Origin of the sequence: Chryseolinea sp. T2, assembly GCF_037203685.1 — a bacterium.
Classification (GTDB): Bacteria; Bacteroidota; Bacteroidia; order Cytophagales; family Cyclobacteriaceae; genus Chryseolinea.
The window spans coordinates 149,362-174,694 of record NZ_JBBCAU010000006.1; the positions used below are offsets into that span (position 1 = coordinate 149,362).

Annotated in this window: 23 protein-coding genes; 19 read left to right on the forward strand and 4 right to left on the reverse strand. The window is 47.2% G+C overall.

What is annotated here, in order from left to right; genetic code table 11:
* The first annotated feature begins 9 nt into the window (after positions 1-9).
* A complete protein-coding gene (locus WBG78_RS19550) occupies positions 10-729 on the forward strand; it encodes a porin family protein (RefSeq protein ID WP_337328162.1) in 720 nt (239 codons plus the stop codon).
* A gap of 129 nt (positions 730-858) precedes the next feature.
* Positions 859-1,314, forward strand: coding sequence for a lipocalin family protein (locus WBG78_RS19555; protein WP_337328163.1), 456 nt, complete (start codon positions 859-861; stop codon positions 1,312-1,314).
* 15 nt (positions 1,315-1,329) lie between these two features.
* Here WBG78_RS19555 and WBG78_RS19560 read toward each other — a convergent pair whose 3' ends face one another.
* Genes WBG78_RS19560 through xerD form a run of 3 tightly spaced genes read right to left on the reverse strand, consistent with a single transcriptional unit; the run spans position 1,330 to position 3,872 of the window.
* Complete coding sequence (locus WBG78_RS19560) at positions 1,330-2,364, reverse strand: quinone-dependent dihydroorotate dehydrogenase (RefSeq protein WP_337328164.1); 1,035 nt, start codon at positions 2,362-2,364, stop codon at positions 1,330-1,332.
* Between the two features lie 2 nt (positions 2,365-2,366).
* The gene (locus WBG78_RS19565) at positions 2,367-2,933 is read right to left on the reverse strand and encodes a DUF4136 domain-containing protein (RefSeq protein ID WP_337328165.1); all 567 of its coding nucleotides are present in this window, start codon (positions 2,931-2,933) and stop codon (positions 2,367-2,369) included.
* Between the two features lie 30 nt (positions 2,934-2,963).
* On the reverse strand, positions 2,964-3,872 hold the full coding sequence (xerD, locus tag WBG78_RS19570) for a site-specific tyrosine recombinase XerD (RefSeq protein ID WP_337328166.1): 909 nt from the start codon (positions 3,870-3,872) through the stop codon (positions 2,964-2,966).
* Between the two features lie 152 nt (positions 3,873-4,024).
* On the opposite strand from xerD, the gene aroQ reads away from it, so the two are divergent.
* The 8 genes from aroQ to WBG78_RS19610 all read left to right on the forward strand — a co-directional run bounded on the left by aroQ (position 4,025) and on the right by WBG78_RS19610 (position 11,786).
* Complete coding sequence (gene aroQ, locus WBG78_RS19575; RefSeq protein ID WP_337328167.1) at positions 4,025-4,441, forward strand: type II 3-dehydroquinate dehydratase; 417 nt, start codon at positions 4,025-4,027, stop codon at positions 4,439-4,441.
* A gap of 774 nt (positions 4,442-5,215) precedes the next feature.
* The gene (locus WBG78_RS19580; RefSeq protein WP_337328168.1) at positions 5,216-6,361 is read left to right on the forward strand and encodes an aminotransferase class V-fold PLP-dependent enzyme; all 1,146 of its coding nucleotides are present in this window, start codon (positions 5,216-5,218) and stop codon (positions 6,359-6,361) included.
* 244 nt (positions 6,362-6,605) lie between these two features.
* Entirely contained in the window at positions 6,606-7,145 is a 540-nt protein-coding gene (locus tag WBG78_RS19585; RefSeq protein ID WP_337328169.1) for a hypothetical protein, read from the forward strand.
* Positions 7,146-7,315: 170 nt separating this feature from the next.
* Positions 7,316-8,662: a hypothetical protein gene (locus tag WBG78_RS19590; RefSeq protein WP_337328170.1), complete on the forward strand. Its 1,347-nt coding sequence runs from the start codon at positions 7,316-7,318 to the stop codon at positions 8,660-8,662.
* Between the two features lie 88 nt (positions 8,663-8,750).
* Entirely contained in the window at positions 8,751-9,323 is a 573-nt protein-coding gene (locus WBG78_RS19595; RefSeq protein ID WP_337328171.1) for a MarC family protein, read from the forward strand.
* A complete protein-coding gene (rnhA, locus tag WBG78_RS19600; RefSeq protein ID WP_337328172.1) occupies positions 9,320-9,772 on the forward strand; it encodes a ribonuclease HI in 453 nt (150 codons plus the stop codon). Before WBG78_RS19595 ends, rnhA begins: the two co-directional genes overlap by 4 nt.
* A gap of 33 nt (positions 9,773-9,805) precedes the next feature.
* Complete coding sequence (locus WBG78_RS19605; RefSeq protein WP_337328173.1) at positions 9,806-10,711, forward strand: bile acid:sodium symporter family protein; 906 nt, start codon at positions 9,806-9,808, stop codon at positions 10,709-10,711.
* A 1-nt stretch (position 10,712) separates the two neighbouring features.
* Positions 10,713-11,786: a 1-acyl-sn-glycerol-3-phosphate acyltransferase gene (locus WBG78_RS19610; RefSeq protein WP_337328174.1), complete on the forward strand. Its 1,074-nt coding sequence runs from the start codon at positions 10,713-10,715 to the stop codon at positions 11,784-11,786.
* A 106-nt stretch (positions 11,787-11,892) separates the two neighbouring features.
* Here the strand turns inward: WBG78_RS19610 and WBG78_RS19615 are convergent, their stop codons facing one another.
* On the reverse strand, positions 11,893-13,221 hold the full coding sequence (locus WBG78_RS19615) for a saccharopine dehydrogenase C-terminal domain-containing protein (RefSeq protein ID WP_337328175.1): 1,329 nt from the start codon (positions 13,219-13,221) through the stop codon (positions 11,893-11,895).
* A gap of 93 nt (positions 13,222-13,314) precedes the next feature.
* On the opposite strand from WBG78_RS19615, the gene cdd reads away from it, so the two are divergent.
* The 9 genes from cdd (at position 13,315) to WBG78_RS19660 (ending at position 25,326) form a co-directional block, all read left to right on the forward strand.
* Positions 13,315-13,818: a cytidine deaminase gene (cdd, locus tag WBG78_RS19620; protein WP_443092792.1), complete on the forward strand. Its 504-nt coding sequence runs from the start codon at positions 13,315-13,317 to the stop codon at positions 13,816-13,818.
* A 623-nt stretch (positions 13,819-14,441) separates the two neighbouring features.
* Positions 14,442-15,263, forward strand: a complete 822-nt coding sequence (locus WBG78_RS19625) for a CheR family methyltransferase (RefSeq protein WP_337328177.1) — start codon at positions 14,442-14,444, stop codon at positions 15,261-15,263.
* An 18-nt stretch (positions 15,264-15,281) separates the two neighbouring features.
* Positions 15,282-15,875, forward strand: coding sequence for a chemotaxis protein CheB (locus WBG78_RS19630; protein ID WP_337328178.1), 594 nt, complete (start codon positions 15,282-15,284; stop codon positions 15,873-15,875).
* A complete protein-coding gene (locus tag WBG78_RS19635; RefSeq protein WP_337328179.1) occupies positions 15,872-16,636 on the forward strand; it encodes a GAF domain-containing protein in 765 nt (254 codons plus the stop codon). Before WBG78_RS19630 ends, WBG78_RS19635 begins: the two co-directional genes overlap by 4 nt.
* Before the next feature lie 17 nt (positions 16,637-16,653).
* Positions 16,654-20,121, forward strand: a complete 3,468-nt coding sequence (locus WBG78_RS19640) for a PAS domain S-box protein (protein WP_337328180.1) — start codon at positions 16,654-16,656, stop codon at positions 20,119-20,121.
* An 84-nt stretch (positions 20,122-20,205) separates the two neighbouring features.
* Positions 20,206-20,754 (forward strand): SiaB family protein kinase, encoded by a 549-nt coding sequence (locus tag WBG78_RS19645; protein ID WP_337328181.1) that lies wholly within the window; start codon positions 20,206-20,208, stop codon positions 20,752-20,754.
* Positions 20,755-20,793: 39 nt separating this feature from the next.
* Positions 20,794-21,156 carry a DUF1987 domain-containing protein gene (locus WBG78_RS19650; protein ID WP_337328182.1) on the forward strand — a complete coding sequence of 121 codons (363 nt, stop codon included), beginning with the start codon at positions 20,794-20,796 and terminating at the stop codon, positions 21,154-21,156.
* A gap of 115 nt (positions 21,157-21,271) precedes the next feature.
* Positions 21,272-24,355, forward strand: a complete 3,084-nt coding sequence (locus WBG78_RS19655; protein WP_337328183.1) for an ATP-binding cassette domain-containing protein — start codon at positions 21,272-21,274, stop codon at positions 24,353-24,355.
* A gap of 71 nt (positions 24,356-24,426) precedes the next feature.
* Positions 24,427-25,326 (forward strand): hypothetical protein, encoded by a 900-nt coding sequence (locus WBG78_RS19660; RefSeq protein ID WP_337328184.1) that lies wholly within the window; start codon positions 24,427-24,429, stop codon positions 25,324-25,326.
* Positions 25,327-25,333 lie beyond the last annotated feature (7 nt).

The following is a 25,333-nucleotide window of genomic DNA, read 5'->3' on the forward strand; positions in this document are numbered from 1 at the left end:
CTCTGCCCAATGAAAACGTTTAGCATATATCCGATTCATGCAACGGCATCCATACCGGCCACCCGGTCCCGTTTCTTCCGCGTTGCCTGCAGAACACTAATTTCATTGCTCCTCCTCACAACGATGGCCGCACAAAGCGCTGATGCGCAGATCTGGTATCTCGGACTCAAGGCAGGACCAACATTTTCAAACTACAAGACGAAGACGCCATGGAAAGAGGCCACCAACATTGGCTACACCTTCGGTGGCATCGCATACAAACAGATATCAGCGAACTTCGGCCTGGGTGCAGAGCTGCAGTATATCCAGAAAGGATATTTTCATAAGGTCTGCAATACCATCACTGACCGGCTACGCGCACAGTACCTCGAGATTCCGATCATGGCCGACTATGCTTTCATCATTCCCGGAATGCGCAACTTCAAGCTTCACGCCAACGCGGGGATATACGCCGCTTACTGGCTGAGCGGAAAATATCAAACCGAAGGCTATCTGCGCGGCAGTGAATCCGAGAGTTTTGATTTCGATGACAATGATGCCAAGCGTTTTGACTTCGGTCCAAACATTGGCGGCCGGATCGAATACATCCTTAAGAATGCGAGCCTTTCGCTCGACCTGCGATACGAGCTCGGACTCATCGATTTGCAAAATCGCATCAACGACAACACCACCAACAACAACAGGGCGTTCATTATCGGTATCAGTTACATGAAGCCACTGGGGATGTAAGAGCATCTCCCCTCCCGATACGTGCTTGGAGTTAACCTATGTTAACTAACAAAAGGTTACAAAATTTCGAAGAAACCCTTCGGTGAATGTGACGTATTAATCACTCACAAACTCCAAAAAACAGCTTTTATGCGTAACCGAATGATTTACTCGCTGGCTTTTGTCAGCGCCTTGTTCACTATTTCCTCTTGTAACGACGACGATGAGAAGTCAGCCTCTATTCTGGGCAACTGGAAAGGTGACAAGATTGAAGCGACTGCCAAAGTCGAGGGCATCCCTGCTCCTATCAATCAAAACGACGATAACTTTGAAGGCAGAGCAGAATTTAAATCCGACGGTACAGTGATTTTCCGTGAAGATGGTGAAATCACTGAGGGAACCTGGGCTCAAAACGGAAACAAACTTATCCTTTCAGTTGATGAGCTTGATGATGACGGAGACATGAGTGGTACTTATATAATCCAGGAACTCAATAGCTCAAGATTAAAGATCCATATTGAAAAGGAAACCTTTATCTATGACGAAGAAACTGGTATGGAATTTCTTGCCGATATAAAGGCGACCCTTTATTTCGACAGACAATAATGTGTTGGCTGCGCGCTAGCCTTGTTCAACGATAGCCTTGTTGATTCGATTCACGAGGCCGGGCCCTTCATAAATGAAGCCTGTGTACAGTTGAATAAGGTTAGCGCCGGCCTTCAGTTTGTCCAAAGCATCCTGTGGCGTCATTATCCCTCCAACACCAATAATCGGATAAGCTTCGCCAAGCTTCTCCCTCAAATAGCGAATCACTTCTGTGGAACGCGCGGCTAGTGGAGCACCGCTCAAACCACCGTTACCGATCTGCTGAATCCGATTGGTATCCGTTTTCAGATCGGCGCGTGAGATAGTAGTGTTTGTTGCAATCACGCCGTCCGTTTTTGTAGTCAATAGAATCTCAACCACATCGTCCAGCTGATGCCATGTCAGGTCCGGTGCAATCTTTAAAAGCACGGGCTTAGGCGAAGCAGATTTTAGACTCATCGATTTGATTGTTGACAGCAGCTTCTCAAGTGGCTCCTTCTCCTGGAGCTCCCTTAGTCCTGGCGTGTTGGGCGAGCTCACATTAATAACGAAGTAATCGACATAAGGATCAAGTGCATGAAAACAAGTCACGTAATCCTTAAGCGCATCTTCATTTGATGTAGTCTTGTTCTTGCCGATGTTTCCTCCTACGATCACGCTCGACTTGCGCTTCTTTAGTCTTGAAACAGCTGCATCCACTCCTTCATTGTTGAACCCCATGCGATTGATCAATGCTCCATCCTGTGGAAGTCGGAACAGTCGCGGCCTCTCATTACCCGGTTGTGGTTTGGGAGTAAGCGTTCCGATTTCAATGAAGCCAAATCCAAAGGCAGCCATTTCATCGATCACTCGTGCATCTTTATCTAATCCGGCTGCAAGTCCCACAGGATTTTCAAAACGTATACCAAAGAGTGTACGCTCAAGGGATTTATGCTTGAATCGGAATATGGAAGAAGTTATTGCAGTCAGCCCGGGTAACGCTGCCGATATACGCAGCATGTCCAGTACGCGGTGATGGATCTTTTCTGGGTCAATGCTGAAAAAAAGCGGGCGAAGAAGCGACTTATACATGGCTACTTCTTCTTTTTCTTTTTTTTGCCCTCCACTCTGCTCGGAAATTTCTTGAATGCCTTATAGATAGCGCCATCCAGAACACGCGCAAGGTCCGCACGGTCCAGTGACAAATTCTCTGTTTCCGCCTTCCAAAGCGCCTTCTTGGTTGCGCCATCAGCGATATCAATTACCAGCATCCCTTCCCGCGAAGTTTTGCTCCAGGACCTGGATTGATTTAGTTCAGAAGGATCACTGGCAGGAGTTTGACCAAGAGGACCAACATTACCAGCGTCGGTGAAATCGAAGGCCCCTGCCACATAGCTAACGTGCATTTGAGCAGTTGAATCATCAACAAACTTATATCCCCGGTCTTCCAGTTCTCTCCGAACCCCGTTCTTCACTGCATCAAAGAGAGCCTGATCGCTTGCACGCTTTTGATCCTTAGGGGTGACAGATTCACCCTTCAATACTGTAAATGTCTCGTAACGAGTAAGATCAACGTTTGCTTCTGTGCGGGTTTTTATTGTCTGCGCTTGCGCCAATAGGGCTGTCGTCACGAAGGCGAGGCAGAACATCCATCGTTTCATGTCAGAAAGGTACAAAAGAAAATGCTGAGATTAAGACCGTGGATGAAACTCCTGTATAACCTGTCTTAGGTAGTCCCTGTCCAGATGCGTGTAGATCTCTGTCGTTGTAATGGATTCGTGACCAAGCATCTCCTGCACCGCCCGCAGATCTGCTCCCCCCTCAATCAGGTGAGTGGCAAAAGAATGACGAAAGGTGTGTGGACTAACACTCTTTTTCAATCCTATTTGCAATGCGAGTCCTTTGATGATGGTGAATATCATCACCCGTGTCAACTTTCGTCCATTACGGTTGAGGAATGCAAATGACTCGTGGCCCTTCTGTGCCGGTTTGTGCGGAGCCCGGCCCCGGACTTCATTCAGATAAATTGCAAGATACTTTAAAGCATCCCTCCCGATAGGCACGAGTCGCTCTTTGTTTCCTTTTCCAATGACTCTCAGAAAACCAATATCGGTGTAGATGTTTCCCAACCTCAGGTCTACCAGCTCACTAACCCGCAGCCCGGAGCTGTACAACACTTCGATCATTGCGCGATTGCGCGCCCCTTCTGGCGTTGATACGTCGATCGCACCCAACAATTGCTCTATCTCGGGGTAACTCAGCGTATCCGGTAGTTTTCTTCCAAGATGTGGCCCCTCAAGAAGCGCCGTTGGATCCGACTGAATAAGATCCTCTGTTATCAGGTACTTATAAAAAGCCTTCAGGCCGGAAAGAATTCGTGCCTGACTATAGGCACTCATCCCGAGGTTATTGATGTGCTCGATAAATTCCCGAAGCTGCTGCGTAGAAACAGTGAGCGGCGACACTCCTGCATGATGCTCAGCCATGAACTGGTGAAGAAGCTTCACATCGCGCAAATAAGCCTCAATCGAGTTTTCCGCCAGCGACCGCTCCAGCTTAAGATAATGACCGAAATGTTTACTATGCAGCTCCCAGTTCACAGAGACAAATATTGTGAAAATTGATGATTTGATTCCATCTAAAAGTTCCAGTCATCATCCCACACCATGATGCTCTCCAGGCGCGCGTGCGAAGGTATATTCAAACACTTTGTCTAAAATGTTAACTTGCGATACGCATCAAACCGGCTCTAATGAAAATTCAAATTATCAATGGCCCCAACCTGAACCTCCTGGGGAAACGAGAAACCTCAATATATGGAAGCCAGTCATTCGACGAATTCTTTGAGGAGCTAAAGAAGCGTTTTCCGGATACCGAACTACATTACTATCAAAGCAACGTGGAGGGTGAGCTTGTCAATAAGCTTCACGAAGTCGGGTTCTCGTTTGACGGAATTGTCATTAACGCGGGAGCCTATACGCATACATCGGTTGCCATACACGACGCGATCGGCGCTATAAAAACACGTGTTGTCGAAGTTCACATCAGCAATATTCATGCACGGGAAACATTCAGGCACACCAGCCTTATCACCAGTAAATGTGCAGGCATGCTGACAGGATTTGGAATGGAAGGGTACGCGATGGCTATCAATTACCTCTTAAACTAAGCACTCCTGTGTTTTTGCTACATCGCTATTAACAGCTTCGAGGGGACAGGCAACAACCCACATTATCACCACGTCCCCACCGAAACTGAAGTTCTTTAAAATGGCCGCCTGGGCATTTCTTATTATTGGTTCAGATCTTATTTTAATTTCTGAGCATTCACAGTTTTAACTATCACGTGCTCGCGAAAAGGTCCTTATTGATACACATAGTTGATTGAGCAAAAAGATCGCCTGGCAATAGCCAATGACAAGAACCTGCAGGCTTATGCACCTGCTAATAGCGATCAAATACGAATTGACCTTTCGACAATATAAAGAGGAACGAGCCCTCTCGCATTTCCTAGTTTTGAAATGTACTGCAGTCTTGGGCTGGTGTGCCCAATATTGTCAAAACGAACTGGCTGAATGAATGTTTGAATAACAAAAAGCGGAGTATTGTGCCTTGCTTCCGTCTCTGTCTTGGTTTCTGACTCCGAGCTCTCGGCCAACTGGGTGCTCAGCTGCGTTGTTTGCACTTCTTTTTTAACGATGCGGGCATTCTGTGCAGGAATAACGTGGCCAAACACATCGGTCGCAGAACAAACGATTGAACACAGTAATATGACGATAACCACCAAGCTGGTCTGCGAAATATTCTGTGATCTTCTGTTCATAGGATAAACAAATGTACATCTTTTTTTACATCGCCCATCGCGTTGTACAATACTTTCAGCGATCTTATCGGCGTAGTGAACGGGAAAGCTGTTCAGCCGGAATAGTTGACATTTTTGCTCAATGAAAACATTGAGCAAAAACACCGGTAAACTTCTTCGGGGAATTCCTGACCATTACCGTTTCCGACACAACGCGACGTATATACGATACAACAATATGATTTCATTTTACCCAGGTCCTTCCCGAATTCACGACGAAATACCGCAGTATGTTCAGGATGCCGCCACATCCGGAATCCTCAGTGCCAATCACCGGAGTCCTGCCTTCGTGGAATTGTCAAAAGAGGTTATCGGCCTGCTGAAAGCCAAGCTGGGTGTGCCTGACAACTACACGGTCTTCTTTACGTCGTCAGCGACTGAATGCTGGGAGATCATCGCTCAGTCATTGGTACAGTCCGGGAGCACACACATATTCAACGGCGCCTTTGGTCAAAAATGGTTTGATTATACTTCGCGCATCCGAAACGCTGAACCATGGTCGTTTGATATAGAACAGGCAACTGAAACAAAAGTGCCGGATCACTTGTTGCGTGATGTTTTGTGCCTTACACAAAACGAAACTTCAAATGGCACCCAGGTCACAGACAATGCTCTCGCGCTGATTCGAAAAGTGAATCCGGATGCTATCATTGCCGTTGATGCTACGAGTTCGATCGGTGGCATTACTTTGTCATTCGAAAATGCAGATGTCTGGTTCGGTTCTGTTCAAAAATGTTTTGGACTACCGGCAGGCCTGGGCATAATGATTTGCTCCCCAAGAGCGATAGCGAGAGCGCTTGAAATCAATGAAACTGCACACTACAATAGCATCACTTTCATGAAGAAAATGATGGATAGTTGGCAGACTTCTTATACGCCGAATGTCCTTGGTATTTACCTGCTGATGCGCGTACTCAAAGACTCAAAGAAGATCCAAAAGGTACACGACAAGCTCTATACCCGATACGAACGATGGATGGACTTTTTGTCGCGGGCAAAATCTATCCGGCACCTCGTAAAGAACCAGTCCGTTCATTCTTTTACCGTGCTCCCTGTAAGCGGCGATCCCGAACTCATCAAACGACTCAAGTCTGATGCCAGGGAAAAGGGGCTGTTGCTTGGCGAGGGCTACGGACAATGGAAAGAGAGCACCTTCAGAATCGCCAATTTCCCTGCATTGAAGAAGGATGAGATTTCCGAACTAATGCGCTTCCTCAAGAAGTATTGAATCTCCGGGCACGCTGCACTGGACTAATGACCGTCCAATTACCGCACTGTCAAGTCGTGCGCGCGAATGTTAGCGGGCAACCGGACAGACGAATAAGTAATTCTTACTAAAATATTACAGGCCGAGGTTGAGCTTGGAAATAATTCTCAACTTTGTATGCCCACTCCGAATTGTTCATAAGATATCCTCAAACTATTCGAACCATTTCATTTTATCTCCAGGATGAAATATAAAGGCAATTAACATGCCCTTGAACAGTCTCGTCAATCTCAAAGCAATGATCGGAATCCAAAGGGCAATGATCATCACGAACCGCAAGCCGGCTGGGAATAACCACCAGGTAATCTCCGATGACCTCTCTGCATTCTTCTTATCTGACAATTTGATTCGTCGTTATGATGTCCGGGAGAAAGCGCGGCTATCGATGGCCTTAGAGAAGAGTAACTGCACCCAACTCATCTTTCTGGGCGTCTCTGATGAATCAACAAAGTCAGCTTTGTTGTTCAGCAGCTCGCTGCACAGCGTACGCGCAGGACTTCAGTTCAAAACCCCACTATTGCCTGATGACAGCAAAGTCATTAACTTCCAATTCCGCACTCGTGCCTTGCTGGAACAATATGTGATCATGCAATGCAGGCACCTGATGGAATTTCATTTTATAAACGAAAAGGTCGCAAAAGGACAACTGGATGTTCGGGGGATCGTCGGAACTGCAAAAGGAGACGATTTGACTACTGTGTTCACGAATGGTGTTTGGCACAATGACTTCGTGACTGTGAACTAGCACTCTTCTTTCCTGAAAATCGCTCGTTACTGTTCAGTTATTACATCGCTGTACACAATCCTTCGTTTTCCACCTGACAGTATGTAATTTATACAGACGGGTAACTTCATACCGGATTGTTACTCTACTTTGTTTCCGTTAATAAGTCCGTCAAAAAAAGATCGGCAGAAATGAAAAAGTACGTCATTACGTGTGCATTGGCAGTATTAGCAACACTAGGCCTATACGCGCAGGAGGTAGTGCCAAAGAAAGACATTGAAGAAATGCGCCTCAAACTAAACGAGGACGGCAGTCACTATCTGAAGGTAACTTTCCTCAACCAGGTCTGGCTTCGATACAACGATAGCAATCCGGGCACCACAGTAATGAATGAGCCCGCAGCTAATACATTTGATATTGGATTGCGACGGACTCGCTTACAATTCTATGGCCAGTTGACTGACCATGTCTTCTTTTACACACAATTCGGTCTGAACAATTTCAACTTTCTGGCACAGAACGCAGGCAACAGAAAGCTCGTAGCGTTCTTCCACGATGCCCTCGGCGAATACAAGGTTTGGAAAGACAATGATTGGCTCAAGCTTGGTGGCGGCCTTACTATCGCGAATGGTTTGTCGCGTTTCAGTCAGCCCAGCGTTAGTACAATTATGACCATGGATGTGCCCGTATTTGCTCAGGCTACAGTGGATCAGACAGACGAATTCTCCCGCAAGCTAAGTATCTATGCGCGCGGCCAGTTGGGTAAGTTTGATTACCGCGTTGTGCTAAGCGATCCTTTCCCTATTACAACGAACGGTGCTACTCCTCCTCCCATTGGCCCTTCAGCAACCTTTTCACAAACAGGTCATCACAAACAGTACCAGGGCTTCTTTATGTATAACTTCTTTGACAAAGAGTCTCATGTCACGCCTTACATGGCCGGCAGTTATCTTGGAAAGAAGAAAGTATTCAATCTTGAAGCAGGCTTCATTACACAGAAAGCCGCGTTGTGGACGTCTCCTGATAATGGAACGACCATTAACTATCACAACATGAACATCTGGTCAGTTGCATTGTTTTATGATGCGCCTGTAAGTGTCGAGAAGGGAACAGCACTCTCGGCATATGCCGGATATTTCGATTTCGATTATGGCCCAAACTATCTTCGCTACAATGGCATTATGAATCCGGCAAACGGAATTGTCAACGGACCCTACAGTGGAAGTCAGGGCAACGCCTTTCCGATGTTTGGAACCGGAAAGGTTATATATGCCCAAATCGGATACCTGCTAAAAAAAGATCTTCTGGGAGACGTCGGCACGCTGATGCCCTATGCCTCTCTGATGACGGCCAACTACGATCGCCTTAGCGATCAGATGAACGTCATCGATGTGGGAGTAAATTGGCTCATCAAGGGGAACAACAGCAAAATATCACTCGACTATCAAAGCCGAACGGTATATGAAACATCAGGCAACGACCTGGTGAAGTCGACAAATAAAGGCCAGGTGGTACTGCAGTATCAGATTTTCTTTTAGCCAGCATCTTTTAGCCGTCGAAAGACGTGGTCGGGCATCCGATGCCGGGCTCAAAAGTCCGGCATTTTTATTTTAGATTTGCGCGAATATGCTTGACCTTAAGGAGATCTTTTCTGTTTCACTGATCCTCTTTTCCGTAATCGATATCCTGGGATCGATTCCGTTCATCATTATCATTCGCAAGCGCGAAGGACGGATCGAAGCAGAAAAAGCCACCCTTATTTCTGCGGGATTAATGGTGGGCTTTCTTTATCTCGGCCAGTCAATTCTGAATTTATTCGGTCTGGACGTTGCCTCGTTTGCATTGGCAGGCGCAATCGTCATGTTCATCGTAGCGCTCGAAATGATACTGGGCATCACCCTTATTAAGGACGATCCGGATGCCCATGGAACCGGCTCCATAGTGCCACTTGCATTTCCATTGATTGCCGGTGCCGGTACACTTACAACGATACTGTCAATTCGTTCGGTCTATGCTGTGCCCAATATTCTCATCGGCGTTCTCGTTAACCTGATCTTGATATATGCCGTGCTGCGTTCGTCTTCATGGCTGGAACGCAAGATCGGAAAGTCAGGCTTTGCAGTGCTTCGGCGGGTGTTCGGAGTAATACTACTGGCAATTGCCGTGAAGATTTTAAAGTCAAATCTGCTGATCACATGATACGGATCTATACAGATGGTGCAGCTTCTGGAAATCCAGGCCCTGGAGGTTATGGTGTCGTCCTGAAATACAAGGATGCAGTAAAGGAATTGTCAGCCGGATATCGGCTCACCACCAACAATCGCATGGAACTGCTTGCTGTTATCACTGGCCTGGAAGCAATAACAAAACCAGGAATAGCAATTACTGTTTACTCCGATTCGAAATACGTAGTTGATGCCATTGAGAAAAAGTGGGTATGGGGATGGCAAACCAAAAACTTCAAAGACAAAGCAAACAAGGATCTGTGGTTGCGATATCTCCCGTTGCATGCCCGTCTCAATCCTAAATATGTCTGGATTCGTGGTCACGCAGGTCATCCTGAAAATGAAAGATGTGATCAGCTCGCCGTTCGCGCATCTCAGGGATACGATCTTCCTGCCGACGTAGGTTATGAGTCTCAAAAATAGTTGCGTATAATTAATACCCCTATAGCCCGCCATTTGGAAACGCAACCTATTGATATTGATTTTTCCGAGGGAAGCATTGTAGTCCTGAATGCCTGCCTTGCGCTGATCATGTTTGGCGTTGCGCTTGATATCAAGCTTGAGCACTTCAGACAACTTCGTCACGACCGGAAGGCATTGTTCACCGGATTGTTCAGTCAGTACCTTCTGCTCCCGATCATCACGGTGATTTTGATTTACATTATTCAGCCGCCAAAAGATACAGCGCTCGGAATGATTTTAGTGGCGTCCTGTCCTGGCGGAAACGCTTCCAATTTCTTCTCCATGCTGTCGCGGGGAAATCTTGCGCTATCGGTAACACTGTCCGCCTTTACGTCGGTATTTTGTTTCCTGCTTACACCACTGAGCTTTTTCTTCTGGGCATCGTTGGTCCCTTCGCTGCTCATTCGAGTGCAATCAATGGATATAAGCTTCCTTGAATTGTTGGCGAACATGGTTTTAATACTGCTCATTCCGCTGATCGCAGGAATGACCTTCTCTCATTACCTGCCTAAGGCAACAGCCTTAGTGTCCCGCTGGCTACGCTACATTTCAATGATCATTCTTATTGGATTTATTGTAGGCGGACTGCTAAGAAACCTCGACGTGTTCACCAACCACATCCTGTCCATCTTCTGGATTGTACTTGTACATAACGGACTTGGTCTTGTCTGCGCTTACTGGCTGAGCGCACGCCTGGGAAATACCGAGGCAGTTAATCGATCTGTGGCGATCGAAACTGGTATTCAGAATGCCGGACTTGGATTGATCCTTATATTTACATTTTTTGACGGCAATGGTCCTATGGCACTCGTGGCAGCATGGTGGGGCATCTGGCACCTGATAAGTGGATTTACATTTGCCCTGATTATGAGGAGAAGGCCCCTTTCACAAGCAACGTAGAATGAGCGATACCCTATTTTTCAGAGGAATGAAGATCTGGTGCACGGCAGCACTGAATTTCTATTTCAAGCAGTGGCAGATCAACAACGCAAAGGCAGTCGAAGTGAAAGGGCCAATCATCTTTGTCCCTACGCATCAGAACGCTTTTCTGGATGCAGTTCTGGTGATCTGCAGTCAGCGCAGAAATCCCTGGTCTATCGCACGGGCAAGTGTGTTTAAGAAAGGCTTCGTCACCACGCTGCTCACGGCAGTGAAGATCAAACCTGTTTTTCGCATGCGCGACGGCTTTAGCACTTTAAAGAACAACGACGCCATCATTCAGGAATGGCTCGATATGCTCGCCGGCGGCGAAGACATTATCATATTCGCAGAAGGAAATCACAATGACCCTTATGCCCGCGGTGAACTTCAGAAGGGCTTTGCCCGCATGGCGCTAAAATTTCAGCATCAATACGAAAACATTCCTCTCAATATTATTCCAGTAGGTGTTCACTATGAAGACCACCATTCATTTCGCTCACGCGTTCTGGTGAACTTCGGCGATCCTATTGATGTAAATAGTATCGACCACTCCAATCTTAACGAGCGCGAAAAACTGGAGCGCATCGTTGAGATCACTGAACAAGCACTGGTCTCTCTGTCGGTCCAGATTGGAGCCGATGAATATGAGGAAAAGTACAGGTTTCTGAAAAAGAACCGCGAGTACCACACCGACATGCTTGCGCAGATAAAAAGTGATCAGCGAATTGTGAATGAATTTCCGGGTGGTGCCAAACCAACAGTGAAGTCGGGCGTACCTCGCTGGCTGAAATTACTCAATCCACTTGTGTGGCTGGGATGGCTGTTGAACCTCCTGCCCTATTCATTTATCAAGCGATTTATCCGGAAGAAGGTTAAGGACCCGCAGTTTATCGGCTCGCTAAAATACGCCCTGGGTATGTTCCTCGTACCGGTGTATTATCTGATAATTCTCATCGTCTGCTATGCTATAACGGGATCTCTACCCGCAACGCTGTTAGCGGCTCTGATCTTACCAGTGTCGGGAATCATCGCTGCAGACTCACTGAAGCGCTGAGACTGGCATCTCATGAGCAATTGGCTATCACCTGAGAAATCAGTTGGCATATCAACAAGTGATTGCGTTGTTGAAACGTTTTGACGGGGGTGAAGAGTACCGGGCATTACACAACTTCTTCTTCAACGAGCTCTATGCCGAGTGCCTTTAATTCCTGAAGTACCGGAACGTATATGTCGCGGGACACTGGAATAGCCACTCCCCGTGTCTTAATCTTTCCCTCCATTAAAAGACTGGCCGCTATTCCTAAAGGCAACCCGACAGTCCGTGCCATTGCCGTTTCGATAGCATTCGATCCCGTAGATGTAAGGTGGGCGTGTACTGTATGTTTTCTTCCCTGATGTTCATAGACAAACCGATGCCACATTACCACGAAGTCTTTATCATCGCGATCGAGGGTCCACTTCTTCAAAAGGATATGCTCAAGAATCCTTGCCGGACTCCCCGACTTCAAACCAACCAGGTCGTTGCTAAACAAACCACTCCATGTTAATCTCTTCATCTCTTCACCTGCTGACTGAAGCCTTAGCGTGTCGCAAATAGCTTCCTCTATCGAACGATGCTGATGTGTGACGAATGACTCCATAAACTGCCGATGCGTCATCGTATCCACGAGTTCCATTTCGTAAGAATCATCACAGCATCCCAACTGAACCAGGACGTTCCATGCACTGCAGAAGCCCTGGTAACGAAGAGTACCTCGCAGCATCGTCCGGATATCATTCAATCCATAAACTTCACGATACTTTAATGAATCCCGATTCGCATAGCCCTCGTACGCGACGCCCTCGACTGTAACAGGCGTAATGCGCCGGAACAATTGATGATACGGTATATATTGATAACGGCCATCCAGCAGATACTTTGCTGTGCTTTGCCCGGCCATCACAACATTCCTGGGATTCCAGGTGAACTTGTAACGCCACGGATTATCAGGTGCAGTGTGGGGCGCGATTAATCCACCGGTAAACGATTCGAACGACAGCAACTTCCCGCCCCGATCGCGTATGCTGTCAATTAACTGCATCGCGCTCATGTGATCGATACCAGGATCAAGTCCGCATTCATTCAGGAAAAGCAAATTCCTGTCGCGTGCCTCAGCATCGAGGGCGCTCATCTCAGGCGTGATGTAACTTGCCGTCAACAAATGCTTACCCTGCCGAAGGCAATGCTGCGCCACGAGCAGATGCAGATGAGCTGGCATCAATGAAACAACAACCTCCGCCTTCGCAATTGCAGCAGCACTTATTGCCTCGTCCTGAATATCAAAGCGCATAGCCGTACCGTAACCCGAAGGGGCAAGTCTTTCCGTTGCAGCTTCCAGGGAGTAGTCACCTACAGTAAACTGCCACTGTCTACGGATGGCTTGTTGCTGCAAATACGAGATAAGTGATGAAGATGATCTTCCTGCACCCAGTATCAGGATACCAGACATTATGTTGCGTTCGTTGTTATTGACAATATAGATAATTTTATTTCAGGCTACTGACCCTGCCAAATGCTTGGCCTTCCGATGTTAGTATCAATAATGCAGGCTGAGCGATCAACAAATAACTTATCTTTCGAAATGACTGACTTCACGACCAACTACCAGCCGCATGCAGATGACCAGATGCTGATAGCAAATGCAGAGGCCGCACTTGCCAATGCCTATGCTCCATACTCTGCGTTTCATGTAGCGGCGGCTCTGCTACTGGATAATGGCGTGATCGTAACTGGCACCAACCAGGAAAATGCGGCATATCCGGCGGGAATGTGTGCTGAAAGGGTGGCACTTTTTACTGCTGCGTCACAGTATCCGGGGGAACCCATTCGGAAGATGGCGGTGGTTGCCAGAAGGGACGGTGCGAAGGACTTCTCCCCCGCAACTAGTTGTGGATCATGCCGTCAGGTGATGCTGGAGTTCGAGCATCGGCAGGGAAAGCCGTTTCAGGTGATCATGCTGGAAAGACCAGGCAGCTGGCTGCAGGCCCGTTCGGCCGCCTCCCTGCTGCCGTTCAGTTTCAATAAATCCAATCTCAGCGAGCCTTAACGCATTTGAAGCCCTCCTATTGTCAGGGGCCTTTGGGGGTGTTCCGATTTTAGGTTACTTGGTACAGGATTTTTTGCGTCAGTAGCCTGATGGGCAACTGACAGTTGATCTGTTTACCGTGCATTTCGGGCCTGAAAACCTGATTTTTTTAACCGCACCCGGGTCCCTACTTAAAACGTATCGACCGAACGAGGCAAGCCCCCGTACAGAAAGACATGAATTTGCGGAAAGATCCAGAATCCCGCGTCTGACTTACCCCCGGACAGAGGACATGTGACGTCGCGCGTGATCAAACTTTCACACGTCGTTCATGATTGAAAGAGGAATGGAGCCGTGTCGTATTGAACGATACACAACTATCTTATAGGAGCCCGTGCAACGCAACAAATGCGCCAACACACCCAAAAACAAAGACTTTACCCAGGTAAAGTCATATGTTTGTATGATTCCTATACGAATAATTTGTGACCAAAAGCAGGACGAGCACGGTAACGACTGTATATGACGAAGCAGCCTAATGTCAGGGACCGGAATGCATTTACAACGTATGTAAGGTTTGTCATTGAAATTCGCATCGCAGTTTATTGAACACACTAATTTTGAATTGCTTTTAAAAGACCATCATGCTGGATATCGATATCGCCGACCTTAAACGGATTTCGGAGCTTATCTTTCAGAAGTATCACTATGACTTTCGGAACTACGCTATGTCGTCGTTTAAGCGACGCGTACTCCGTATCATGGAGCTGAAGAAACTGAATGTCGAGTCCCTGTTAAAAAAGCTCAATGAAAGTCCACAGTTCATTAATGAGTTCCTCGATGAACTCACTGTGAACGTCACTGAAATGTTTCGCGATCCAAGCTTCTGGCGGATCATGCGCGAAGAAGTCATTCCTGCCATCATGCTTAACCATAAACAATTTAAGATATGGCATGCCGGATGTTCTTCTGGTGAAGAAGTCCTCTCTATGGCGATCATGCTTAAGGAGATGGGCATTCACCACGAGGTAACGGTAATTGCAACCGACCTGGACGTTAATATTCTCGAGCGGGCTAAGAGTGGAGTCTACCCGATTAAGAATATGGAGCTGAATGAAAAGAACTACATCAGGTTCCAGGGTACGCGCAGCTTCAAAGACTATTATAGAGAAGAGAACGGTCAGGCAGTCTTCAACAAAGAGTTGTTGTCGAATGTGTCCTTCCGCCGACATGACCTGGTAACGGGCGACATCTTCAACAAATTTGATTTGGTATTGTGCCGGAACGTAATGATCTATTTCAACCAGGCACTGCAAAACGAAGTATTAAAGAAGTTCCACGAGAGCTTGTTTAAATATGGATATCTCGCCATCGGATCAAAAGAGTCCTTGATCTGGTGCGATTATGCCAACCGCTTTATAGTGGTGAATAATGAAGAGAAGATCTATAAGAAAATTAAGGACTAAGGAAGCCGTTGATCGACAATGAAAAAAATCAACCTAAATAACAGCTATAAGGCCGTTGTTATCGGTGGGTCGGCAGGCAGCTTCCAGGGAGTGGTGAAGATATTGTCGCAGTTGCCAAAGGGATTCCCGTTGCCCATAATCATGGCGCTTCATCGATTGAAGCACGTGAGGAACGGATTCGTAGAGGCGCTGTCAATAAAGAGTGTAGTACAGGTAACTGAACCGAACGATAAAGAAGCAATAAAAAAGGGAAGTGTATACCTCGCTCCGGCAAACTATCATATGTCGGTTGAATTGGGAAACAACTTCGCTTTATCAACAGAAGAAATGGTGAACAATTCGCGACCCGCTATCGATATCACGCTGAGCTCCTGCGCCTTTGTTTATAAGGAGAAGCTGCTGGGTATTTTGTTGTCGGGAGCGAACAAGGACGGCGCTATCGGGATGAAACACATCCATGAGCGCGGCGGCACCACTATCGTACAGGAACCGAGCGAGTGCATGATCGACACCATGCCTAAGGCGGCCCTGGCGGTTACACAAATCGATCACGTGTTAAGGATTGATGAGATCGTAGAAGTATTAAAGGAACTAGACAAACAATACAGATGACAGGCATTTTTAGCGATCGATACAAGCTATCGTTACTGCTCGCCTCGCTCTTTATCCTGGGCATAGGCGTGTCGCTCTACTACATCTATTCGCTGCCCTATGAGTTGCGTTTGAGCAGTGGATACGGTGCCGCGTTCAGCCCGGTTTACATTGCTCTCGCGATAACGTTTCTCATCGGAGGCGCTGCCCTTATCATGGCACTGCGATATCGCAACGAGCTGATCGTATTCAAGGACCGCGAACTCGAAGCAAATGCAGCTAATCAGGAAGGTGAGCAAACCAGTGCGACTACTATTAGCCTTTCCGGAATAGTATCGATCCTGAACAGCGGCGGAACTCAGAAAGAAATTCTTGAGAAGTCACTCCACGCTATCGCAAAAGAACTTGAAGCAGGTCAGGGCGCTCTTTATTTGCCCAAAGAAGTAGATGGCAAGCGTCGAATCTTCCTCGAAAGCGGTTACGCTCTGGGTCTTGGCGAAAGTGCCGAAATATCATTTGAATTTGGTGAAGGACTTTTAGGACAAGCCGTATCGACCGGCAACACATTGTTTGTCGACGACATTCCTGAAGGTTACATAAAGATCGTGTCGGGCTTAGGCAGCGCGTATCCAAAGTTCCTCCTCATTGTCCCGATCAGAAAGAACGGTACTGTCGACGGCGTCATCGAGTTGGCCTCGTTTACCAGGATTTCAGAAGACCAGAAAAACTTCGTGGAGGAAGCCGGCAAGCTGATCTCCGATAAGATTAAGAAACAGAAATAGCCAGGCATCAGATTACTATGATGAAGAGCATAAATATTAGTACAAAACTCACGCTGCTGATAATGGCGGTGTCGCTTGCTGCGATCGCCGCGATCAGTTTTTTCAGCTATGATTATCATCGGAAAAACACACAAGACAAGTACGCAGCAACGCTGGGTGTGATTGCCGATAACCGCGCCGCTTACTTCAACACCTTCTTCGAGCGTGCATCGATTGCTATTCACGTATTGCAAAGCTCAGACGAGCTCAAAGGAAGCGGTGCTTCCTCGCCCGCTTCTGATGGCGCAGACCTGATGGCTATGATGGGCCCACCGCCAGGTGAAGGCGACACAGTGCTTACATCTGCATCAACAGATCAGGTACTCGCCAGAGCGCTTACTAAGGAAAAGTATCTCCTGGGTGTAGATGAAATCACAGTAACCTCTCCAACCGGCGCTATCGTTGCGTCCACAGATCCTACTGCCAGTGGCAATTTCATTGATCCCGATGGAGTAACGTTTGACCGCGCAAAGAACGGAGTCTATTTTTCATCTGTTCTGCGGGACAAGAAATCGAAGAGTTACTTTACGTATGCCGCAGGTGCCATCAAGGACACAGCGGGTGTAAAGCAGCTTGTTATCGTAAAGCTCAACCTGGCTTCTCCTTACAAAGTTCTGAAGAACTACCAGGGTCTTGGAGTAACCGGCGAAGTCATTCTCGCTCGTCAGGACCCGATGTCAAGGAAAGTTGCCCTGATCAGCCCTTTTAAGAATGATACAACTGCAGCAATCCAATTGCGTGAACCGACCGACAAAGCAGTCGCTGCGTTTGCTCCCTTGTTTGAAAATAACGCAACTCCACCAGAGGCCACAGACTATCGTGGACAACGGACATTACAGGTCGGCAGAAAGATCGGTAACACAAACATCGCCCTTATAGCAAAGATCGACGCTGATGAAGCCTATGGCGACTCCAGCGAAATCATGGGCATCTTCGTCTACGCAGGCATTTGCGTACTCGCCCTCGCTACATTGCTGGCAATGATGTTCTCGCGTTCGATCACCAGACCTCTTTACTCCATGAAGTCAACTCTTGGCCTGGTGGCACAAGGTGTGCTTCCTGAACCATCAGATGACAAGACTAACGACGAGTTCGGTCAGATGGGTACAAAAGTAGATGAGTTGGTGTTGTCCCTTAAAAACAATGCGAACTTCGCGCAACGCATCGGTGAAGGAAAGTATGACACTGCTTTCAAACCGGCTAGTGATAATGACATCCTCGGTATGTCACTGATCAACATGCGCAATAACCTGATCGAGAACGAACGTCGCGACAAAGAGCGCAACTGGATCGTAAGAGGTGTTGCCGAGATCAGCGAGATTCTTCGTATGCACGACTCAATAGATTCATTGGGCGACGATGTGATCAAATTCATTATCGAAAAGATCGGAGCAATTCAAGGTGCGTTCTACATTGTAAATGACGACGACGCCAGCCGTCCCGTTATCGAGATGCGTGCAAGCTATGCTTATTCACGCAAGAAATATCTGAAGGCGAAATTCAGATTCGCAGAAGGCCTCGTAGGTCAGTCTGCCTCTGAAAAAGACACAGTTCTCCGTACCGAGATCCCGGACGATTATGTTTCAGTAACCTCAGGTATCCTGGGTGACCAGCGTCCGCGATGCATTCTTATCGTGCCTCTCATTACAAACGAAGAGGTTTACGGTGTGCTTGAATTCGCAGGCTTCAAGAAGTTCGATGCTTCACAGGTGAAGTTTGTTCAGGAATTATCATTGATCCTTGCCCGTACGATCTTCAACATCAAGGTTAACGAGCGGACGCGCAAGCTCCTTGCTGAATCGCAGGAGATGAGTAATGAGCTTAAGGAGAAGCAGGAAGTTCTTCGTCAGAATGCCGAAGAAATGCAGGCTACCCAGGAAGAGTTACAACGCTCGAATCAGAAACTCGAAGAACAAATAGAAGAAGTAAATCGCACCCAAAAGCGGATGCAGCTGTTGCTCGAAAACGCTTCGGAAGTTATAACGATCTACGAAGCAGACGAGACCATCCGTTACATATCTCCTTCCGTTGAATCCATCCTTGGATACGGCCAGAAGGAAATGATCGGTAAGAGCGACATTGAGAAAGTACACGCCGACCATCGCGATGTCTTCAAGGAGTTGTTCCGCAAGATGAAGGCGAGTCCTGAAGAAAAGGTTACCGTTCAGTACGAGTACCGTGCCAAAGACGGAAGCTTCATGTGGATCGAAACCACCGGTACGAACGTAATGTCGAACCAGGCCATCCACGGATTCATACTCAACTCACGGGATATCACGGAACGCCGTCGCGCCGAGCAGGAACAAAGAATGCGAAGCAAGATGCAGGCGCTGTCTGAAAACTCGCTCGATCTTATCACGCGTCTCGAAGGTGAATCGATTTCGTATATCAACCCCGTTATCGAAGACTATACGGGTAAGCAGCCTTCATTCTTCATGAACAAGAAGGTGAAGGAAGCAGACCTCGATCAGTCAATCCTCGACGGATGGTTGAAGATCGTGGAAGAAGTAAATGTTACGAACGAAAAAGCCTCGGCTGAATTCGACTTCTCCTCAGAAATGGGTAAGCGCGTAATGCACATCAACGCCATCCCTGAATTTGACGAAACCAACAAGCTCGAATCAGTACTCGTGGTATCTCACGACATCACGGATCGTAAGATGATCGAGCTCGAGATCCAGAATAAGAACAAGAAGATCACGGAATCCATCAACTACGCGAAGCGTATTCAGAACGCCATTCTGCCAAACTCAAGGGTTATTGGCAAGGCACTTCCGGATTCCTTCATCCTCTACAAACCACGCGATGTGGTAAGCGGTGACTTCCCATGGTTCGTCCAGATCAAAGACGAAATCTTTATTGCGGCGGTAGACTGTACAGGTCACGGCGTACCAGGTGCACTCTTGTCACTCATCGGGTACTTCCTTCTGAACGACATCGTTCGAAGCCGTAAGATCACTGAACCGGGTAAGATCCTCGATCTCCTGGACGAAGGTGTAACCACCACGTTGCGTCAGGATGAAGATGCAACAACCAAAGACGGTATGGACATCGCGCTTTGTAAGATCAATACAGCGAAGCGTGAAGTTGAATACGCCGGTGCCCATCGTCCACTCTATGTGATGAAGCAGGGAGTGATGGATGAAGTGAAAGGTAACAAGTTCCCTATCGGCGGAGGTATCTTCAAGAACCAGACAAACTTCACCAACACCAAGTTTAAGCTTGAGGCAGGTGATTCCATATACTTCAGCTCTGATGGATTCCCCGACCAGTTCGGTGGAACCGAAGGCCGCAAGTTCGGTCCGAAGCGTGTGCGCGAGATTATTGAACGTGTACACAAATCAGAGATGCGCGATGCGATTACCGTATTCGACAACGAATGGGAAAGCTGGCGCGGTGAGACAAAACAGACTGACGACGTATTGCTGATAGGTATCAAATTTTAAACCTCGGTAAAGAATCGTAAAGGTCAAACCACAAAAACAATTAACTTAGTGAACCACATCCATTAAATTTTAATTTTTTTAAGCATGAATTTCATTTATGATCTGCACCGCACGATGATGTCGCAGAATCTGATTCTGGTGTACCAGGGTGACTTCACCCAGGAGAGCACTAAGTCAATTCTGTCCATGGCCGAGCGGAATCTTGACTCCTCAGGTGAAGACTCGAGCATCAAGCGCAAGGTGTTCAATGTAATGGTGGAGGCGCTCCAAAACATCGTGAAGCATAGCGACGAGCTGGTCGATGGCCAGACTCGCAGTCACGCTGCGATCTTTCTAATCGGAAAAGAGGCAAACCGGTACAGCATCATGTCCGGCAACCCCGTTCAGAAAACGAATGTTCCCAAGCTCCAGAAATCGCTTGACCACATCAACGGTCTGGACAAAGACGGACTGAAAGAATTGTACAAGGAAATCATCAAGAACACTACCATCTCCGAAAAGGGTGGTGCTGGCCTTGGTTTCGTTGACATGGCAAGAAAGTCCGGTGGAAAACTTGAGTTTGAATTTCCGGAAATGAATAACGAGTATTGCTTCTTCTGCCTCAAGGTTAACGTACCCAGAGAAGGCGAATAATATAACAGAACCTTTGCATTAACTAAATAAGATCTAATCATGGAAATTTTAAATCTTGAGGGTACTGAAGACACCCCGAAGATAATTCTCGATAAAAAGAACGGCATTTTTGAAATATCTGGTCGCTCACTTCCCGAAGACTCAGCTGAATTCTATCGTCCTGTACTGGAGTGGATCGGCAAGTATGGCGAAGGCGCAAATCCTTCAACAGAGTTCGTTTTCAAGCTTGAATACTTTAATACGGCATCATCAAAGCTTATCCTTGATGTATTGTCAGCTCTCGAAGATATCAAAGGCATGAAAATCCTCTGGTACTTCCACGAAGACGATGAAGACATGGAAGAAGCAGGTCAGGAGTTCTCTGAACTGGTTGAGATCCCGTTCGAGTTTAAGACATACTAAGTTAAAACTAGATCCATTTTTTACCTTATCGGAAGTGTTTTCCCGTGCGCGTTATGCGATACGTTGGCCAACAACGACCGATATTTTTTGAGGCTTTAATGCTTACTATCGTTATATGAGTGAAGAAATACTCAAGGCGCTCACACAACTTTTTGCCATAATAACGAAACAGGATGGTGGTGTTACCGAACGTGAGCGCCAGTTCGTTATCAACTTTTTCCAGACTGAACTGGATCAAGACTCCATTAAAGAGTATTTGGATCTTTATGACCAATTCTCTGAGTACGGAAAAGAGGAGGAAGCAGGCAAACAAAAATTAACTTCAGTTAAAGATTCTGTTAAGACCTTAGGGATCTGTAAGAAGATCAATAAGACGCTTACACAGAAGCAAAAGGTAGTCGTATTGATCAAGCTGCTGGAACTTGTCGGCACAGACAAGAACTTCACGCCGCAGCGTATGGAAATCATCAATACGGCGTCGAATGTGTTTAACATCGTTCAGTATGAGTATACACTGATCGAGAACTTTGTCATATCGGAAGATCCGACGACACTGGACTATGAGGACATCCTGATCCTCGATCGCGGCACCAGCATAGAAGGTCGCCGCAATAAGCATGTACATGGCCATATCGGCGGTCACCTCGTCTTCATGCGCGTACGTGGTGTCGATATGTACTTCACCAAATATCTGGGTGAAGAATCGAATGTGCTGAATGGTTTCCCCATGCAGCCAAATCGTGTCTACCTCTTTTCACACGGGAGCACGATCAAAACCCAGGCCGGCGACGCGCTTTACTACAGCGACCTCGTTGCCAACTTCAATGAAGAACTGAAGACGACGAAACTGTCCTTCAACGTCGACATCGAGGAATTGAAATTCCCTACCGGCGCCATAGGACTTCGAAACGTTAAGATTTCAGAGGGCCCGGGTAAGCTCATTGGTATCATGGGCGCCAGCGGTGCCGGTAAGACGACGTTGCTAAATGTGATGGCGGGGCTTGTTCAACCGACCAAAGGGAAAATACTGGTAAACGGTTTCGACATCAACGCTCAAAAGGAACAAATCCATGGCGTGATCGGCTACGTATCACAGGACGATTTGCTCATTGAGGAACTTACTGTTTACGAAAATCTATACTACAACGCCAAACTCTGCTTCGCGGATTTCACGGAAGAGCAGCTTCAAAAGCGCGTCATGGACGTGCTGGAGAACCTTGGACTGGATCAGCGTAAAGATCTGCGTGTAGGAAACCCGTTAGACAAGACCATCTCAGGTGGTCAGCGGAAGCGTCTGAATATCGCATTGGAACTTATCCGCGAACCGGCCATCATGTTTCTCGATGAGCCCACATCCGGTCTGTCCTCACGCGACTCAGAAAACGTAATCGACTTGCTCAAAGAACTTTCCCTTAAAGGAAAGCTCATCTTCGTAGTCATTCACCAACCCTCGTCCGACATCTACAAGATGTTCGACAAGATGGTGATCATGGATACCGGTGGTTATCCGGCCTACTATGGCCCTCCCGTTGAAGCAGTCACCTATTTCAAGAAATCAACACACCAGGTTGACAGCAACCGCGGCCAATGTGAGACCTGCGGTAATGTGAACCCGGAACAAATATTCAACATCATCGAAGCCAAGGTTGTCGACGAATACGGACAGCCAACCAACAAGCGGAAGATCACACCTCCGCAGTGGTTCGATATGTTTAAAGAACGATTCAAATTGAATCGGGTTGAAGATGTGCAGGAAGCGCCGCCTCAGTCGCTGAACCTTCCCAACAAGCTTAAGCAAACACTGATCTTTGTAACTCGCGACACGCTGTCAAAGCTCAGCAATAAGCAATATCTGTTGATTAATCTCCTGGAGGCTCCCCTCCTCGCGGTAATCCTGGCGGTGATCATAAAGTACCGCAGTGCACCGGGTGGCAAGGAGTACATGTTCAGATTCAATGACAACTTCCCGGCGTACCTGTTGATGAGCATTATCGTTGCTCTCTTCATGGGACTTACTGTTAGCGCTGAAGAGATTATCCGCGACCGAAAGATACTTCGACGTGAATCGTTCCTCAATCTGAGCTGGAACAGTTATCTGATGTCGAAGCTTATCATTCTCTTTTCAATGTCTGCCTTACAGACCCTTACGTTTGTGGTTGTGGGCGATCTCATCCTCGAGATTGAGTGGCGAATGCTTATTCCGTTCTGGTTCGTCCTGTTCACTGTATCATGCTTTGCCAACGTACTTGGTCTGAACATATCCTCAGCGTTTAACTCTGCGGTTACGGTTTATGTCATGATTCCGCTGCTGCTCATACCTCAGATGATCCTCAGCGGTCTGCTGTTCAGCTTCGACAAATTGAATGACCTGATCAGCACGAAAGGTAAAGTGCCCATTGTAGCCGACCTCATGGCGTCGCGTTGGGCTTATGAAGCTCTTGCCGTTGATCAGTTCAAGAACAACTCATACGAGAAGCCATACTTTACCAATGAACAGTTCGAGAGCCAGGCGGATTTCCGCTCCGCATACCTGGTTGCCGAGCTTGATCGCAAGCGCAAGTACATTGCCGATAATCTGGATGAGAAGAGTGATTCAGTAAAAGCCCTTATCACGAAAGATCTGGGAATCATGCAGGATGCGATCCGTCGTGACTTCTTCAAGAAAGGTCTCGAACAGGACCTCGCCAAAGACTGGACGATTCAGACCTTCACACCCGAATTCAACACCAAGCTGGAAAACTACTTTGCCGGATACAAGAAGTTTTATCAGGAGGCCTACAACCGGGCGGTGTCAGCAAAAGATGCTGCAGTGCTTAAGAATGAAAAAGAAGGCGGCTATAGCCTAAACGATCATAAGAATCGCTACTTCAATGAAAGCCTGTCTGACCTGGTTAAGAATGTCTCCGAAAAGGACCGGATCATTGAGTATGAGGGTGCACTGTATCAGCAGATCAACCCTATCTTCCTCGATCCCCTTCCGAGCAATGCACTTGACTATAGGGCGCACTTCTTTGCTCCCCGTAAGAACCTGTTCGGCGCTATGGTGAATACGTACCTGTTCAATAACCTGGTCATTTGGCTTATGACGGTCATCTTGTATGTTACCCTGTATTTTGAGGTACTCCGACGGCTGATTAATTCGTTTGCCGGATTACCAGTTACAGTAGCGCTACCTAAAGCTGATCAAACCAAAAAGTGACATCTCGCATGTGTGCGTTTTTGCCATGGATTGCTGATTTTATAAATTTGTAAACGAATAATTTTATAGCTATGAGAATCGTAGTACTCGGTGTGTTGGTGGCCTTAATGACCGCCTGCGGCTCCGAAAAAAAGACCGATGAGCAAGCCTTCCTGGAGGGCCTCGACTCAGCTAAAACCGGAGGCCCGTCCATTTCTGAGGGCGTAATCGGGGACGTTCTCCAGCGTATTCCTGCTCCTCTTGAGATTTCCGTGTTGCTCAAGGAGTCTGGCAAGAAATACAATGGAAGTTATTTGAACTCGCCTGACAACACTTCCAAATACAATAGCAACTACAAAAAAGCGCTGAACCTCGGCGTATATGGCACAGACCTTGGATACACCAACATCTACGAACAAAACAATGATGGTGTGAAGTACATGGGGTCAATAAAAAGCCTGGCAGACGGCCTGAACATCGGTCAGTTCTTCGATATCGAGACCATCGGACGCCTTGCTACAAACAGCAAGAATCTGGACTCGTTATTGCTCATCACAACGCAGAACTTTAACAGCATTAACCACTACCTTCAGACGCAGGATCGTTCTAACCTGAGCGTACTGTTTCTGACCGGTGGATGGTTGGAGGCATTGCACATCCTGTGTGAAGTGGCAGCCGCCAACCCAACGAACAAAGAATTGCAGGAGACAATCGGCGAGCAGAAGATCATTCTTGAAAATATCATGCTCCTCCTCTCCTTCTATAAGGATACCGATCCCAACATGGCAGCATTGCTTACCGATGTTGAAGAATTGAAGAAAGCCTTCGATAAGGTAAAGGTGTCTTATACGTACAAGGAATCGACGTTTGAAATCGTTGATGGAGTTATGGTGATTAAAGACAACAGCTCGAGCACGATCGAAATCACTCCCGAAGATGTGAACACGATTAAGTCGATCACTTCAGGAATCAGAAACAAGGTAATAAGCTAAGAATATT

Coding starts and splice junctions, on each gene's coding strand:
- WBG78_RS19645 (WP_337328181.1), top strand. CDS start 20,206: ATGAATTTCATTTATGATCTGCACCGCACGATGATGTCGCAGAATCTG.
- WBG78_RS19615 (WP_337328175.1), bottom strand. CDS start 13,221: ATGTCTGGTATCCTGATACTGGGTGCAGGAAGATCATCTTCATCACTT.
- WBG78_RS19660 (WP_337328184.1), top strand. CDS start 24,427: ATGAGAATCGTAGTACTCGGTGTGTTGGTGGCCTTAATGACCGCCTGC.
- WBG78_RS19610 (WP_337328174.1), top strand. CDS start 10,713: ATGAGCGATACCCTATTTTTCAGAGGAATGAAGATCTGGTGCACGGCA.
- WBG78_RS19595 (WP_337328171.1), top strand. CDS start 8,751: ATGCTTGACCTTAAGGAGATCTTTTCTGTTTCACTGATCCTCTTTTCC.
- rnhA (WP_337328172.1), top strand. CDS start 9,320: ATGATACGGATCTATACAGATGGTGCAGCTTCTGGAAATCCAGGCCCT.
- cdd (WP_443092792.1), top strand. CDS start 13,315: ATGCAGGCTGAGCGATCAACAAATAACTTATCTTTCGAAATGACTGAC.
- WBG78_RS19555 (WP_337328163.1), top strand. CDS start 859: ATGCGTAACCGAATGATTTACTCGCTGGCTTTTGTCAGCGCCTTGTTC.
- WBG78_RS19560 (WP_337328164.1), bottom strand. CDS start 2,364: ATGTATAAGTCGCTTCTTCGCCCGCTTTTTTTCAGCATTGACCCAGAA.
- WBG78_RS19580 (WP_337328168.1), top strand. CDS start 5,216: ATGAAAACATTGAGCAAAAACACCGGTAAACTTCTTCGGGGAATTCCT.
- WBG78_RS19655 (WP_337328183.1), top strand. CDS start 21,272: ATGAGTGAAGAAATACTCAAGGCGCTCACACAACTTTTTGCCATAATA.
- WBG78_RS19565 (WP_337328165.1), bottom strand. CDS start 2,933: ATGAAACGATGGATGTTCTGCCTCGCCTTCGTGACGACAGCCCTATTG.
- WBG78_RS19635 (WP_337328179.1), top strand. CDS start 15,872: ATGACAGGCATTTTTAGCGATCGATACAAGCTATCGTTACTGCTCGCC.
- WBG78_RS19625 (WP_337328177.1), top strand. CDS start 14,442: ATGCTGGATATCGATATCGCCGACCTTAAACGGATTTCGGAGCTTATC.
- WBG78_RS19650 (WP_337328182.1), top strand. CDS start 20,794: ATGGAAATTTTAAATCTTGAGGGTACTGAAGACACCCCGAAGATAATT.
- aroQ (WP_337328167.1), top strand. CDS start 4,025: ATGAAAATTCAAATTATCAATGGCCCCAACCTGAACCTCCTGGGGAAA.
- WBG78_RS19550 (WP_337328162.1), top strand. CDS start 10: ATGAAAACGTTTAGCATATATCCGATTCATGCAACGGCATCCATACCG.
- WBG78_RS19630 (WP_337328178.1), top strand. CDS start 15,282: ATGAAAAAAATCAACCTAAATAACAGCTATAAGGCCGTTGTTATCGGT.
- WBG78_RS19590 (WP_337328170.1), top strand. CDS start 7,316: ATGAAAAAGTACGTCATTACGTGTGCATTGGCAGTATTAGCAACACTA.
- WBG78_RS19585 (WP_337328169.1), top strand. CDS start 6,606: ATGCCCTTGAACAGTCTCGTCAATCTCAAAGCAATGATCGGAATCCAA.
- WBG78_RS19640 (WP_337328180.1), top strand. CDS start 16,654: ATGATGAAGAGCATAAATATTAGTACAAAACTCACGCTGCTGATAATG.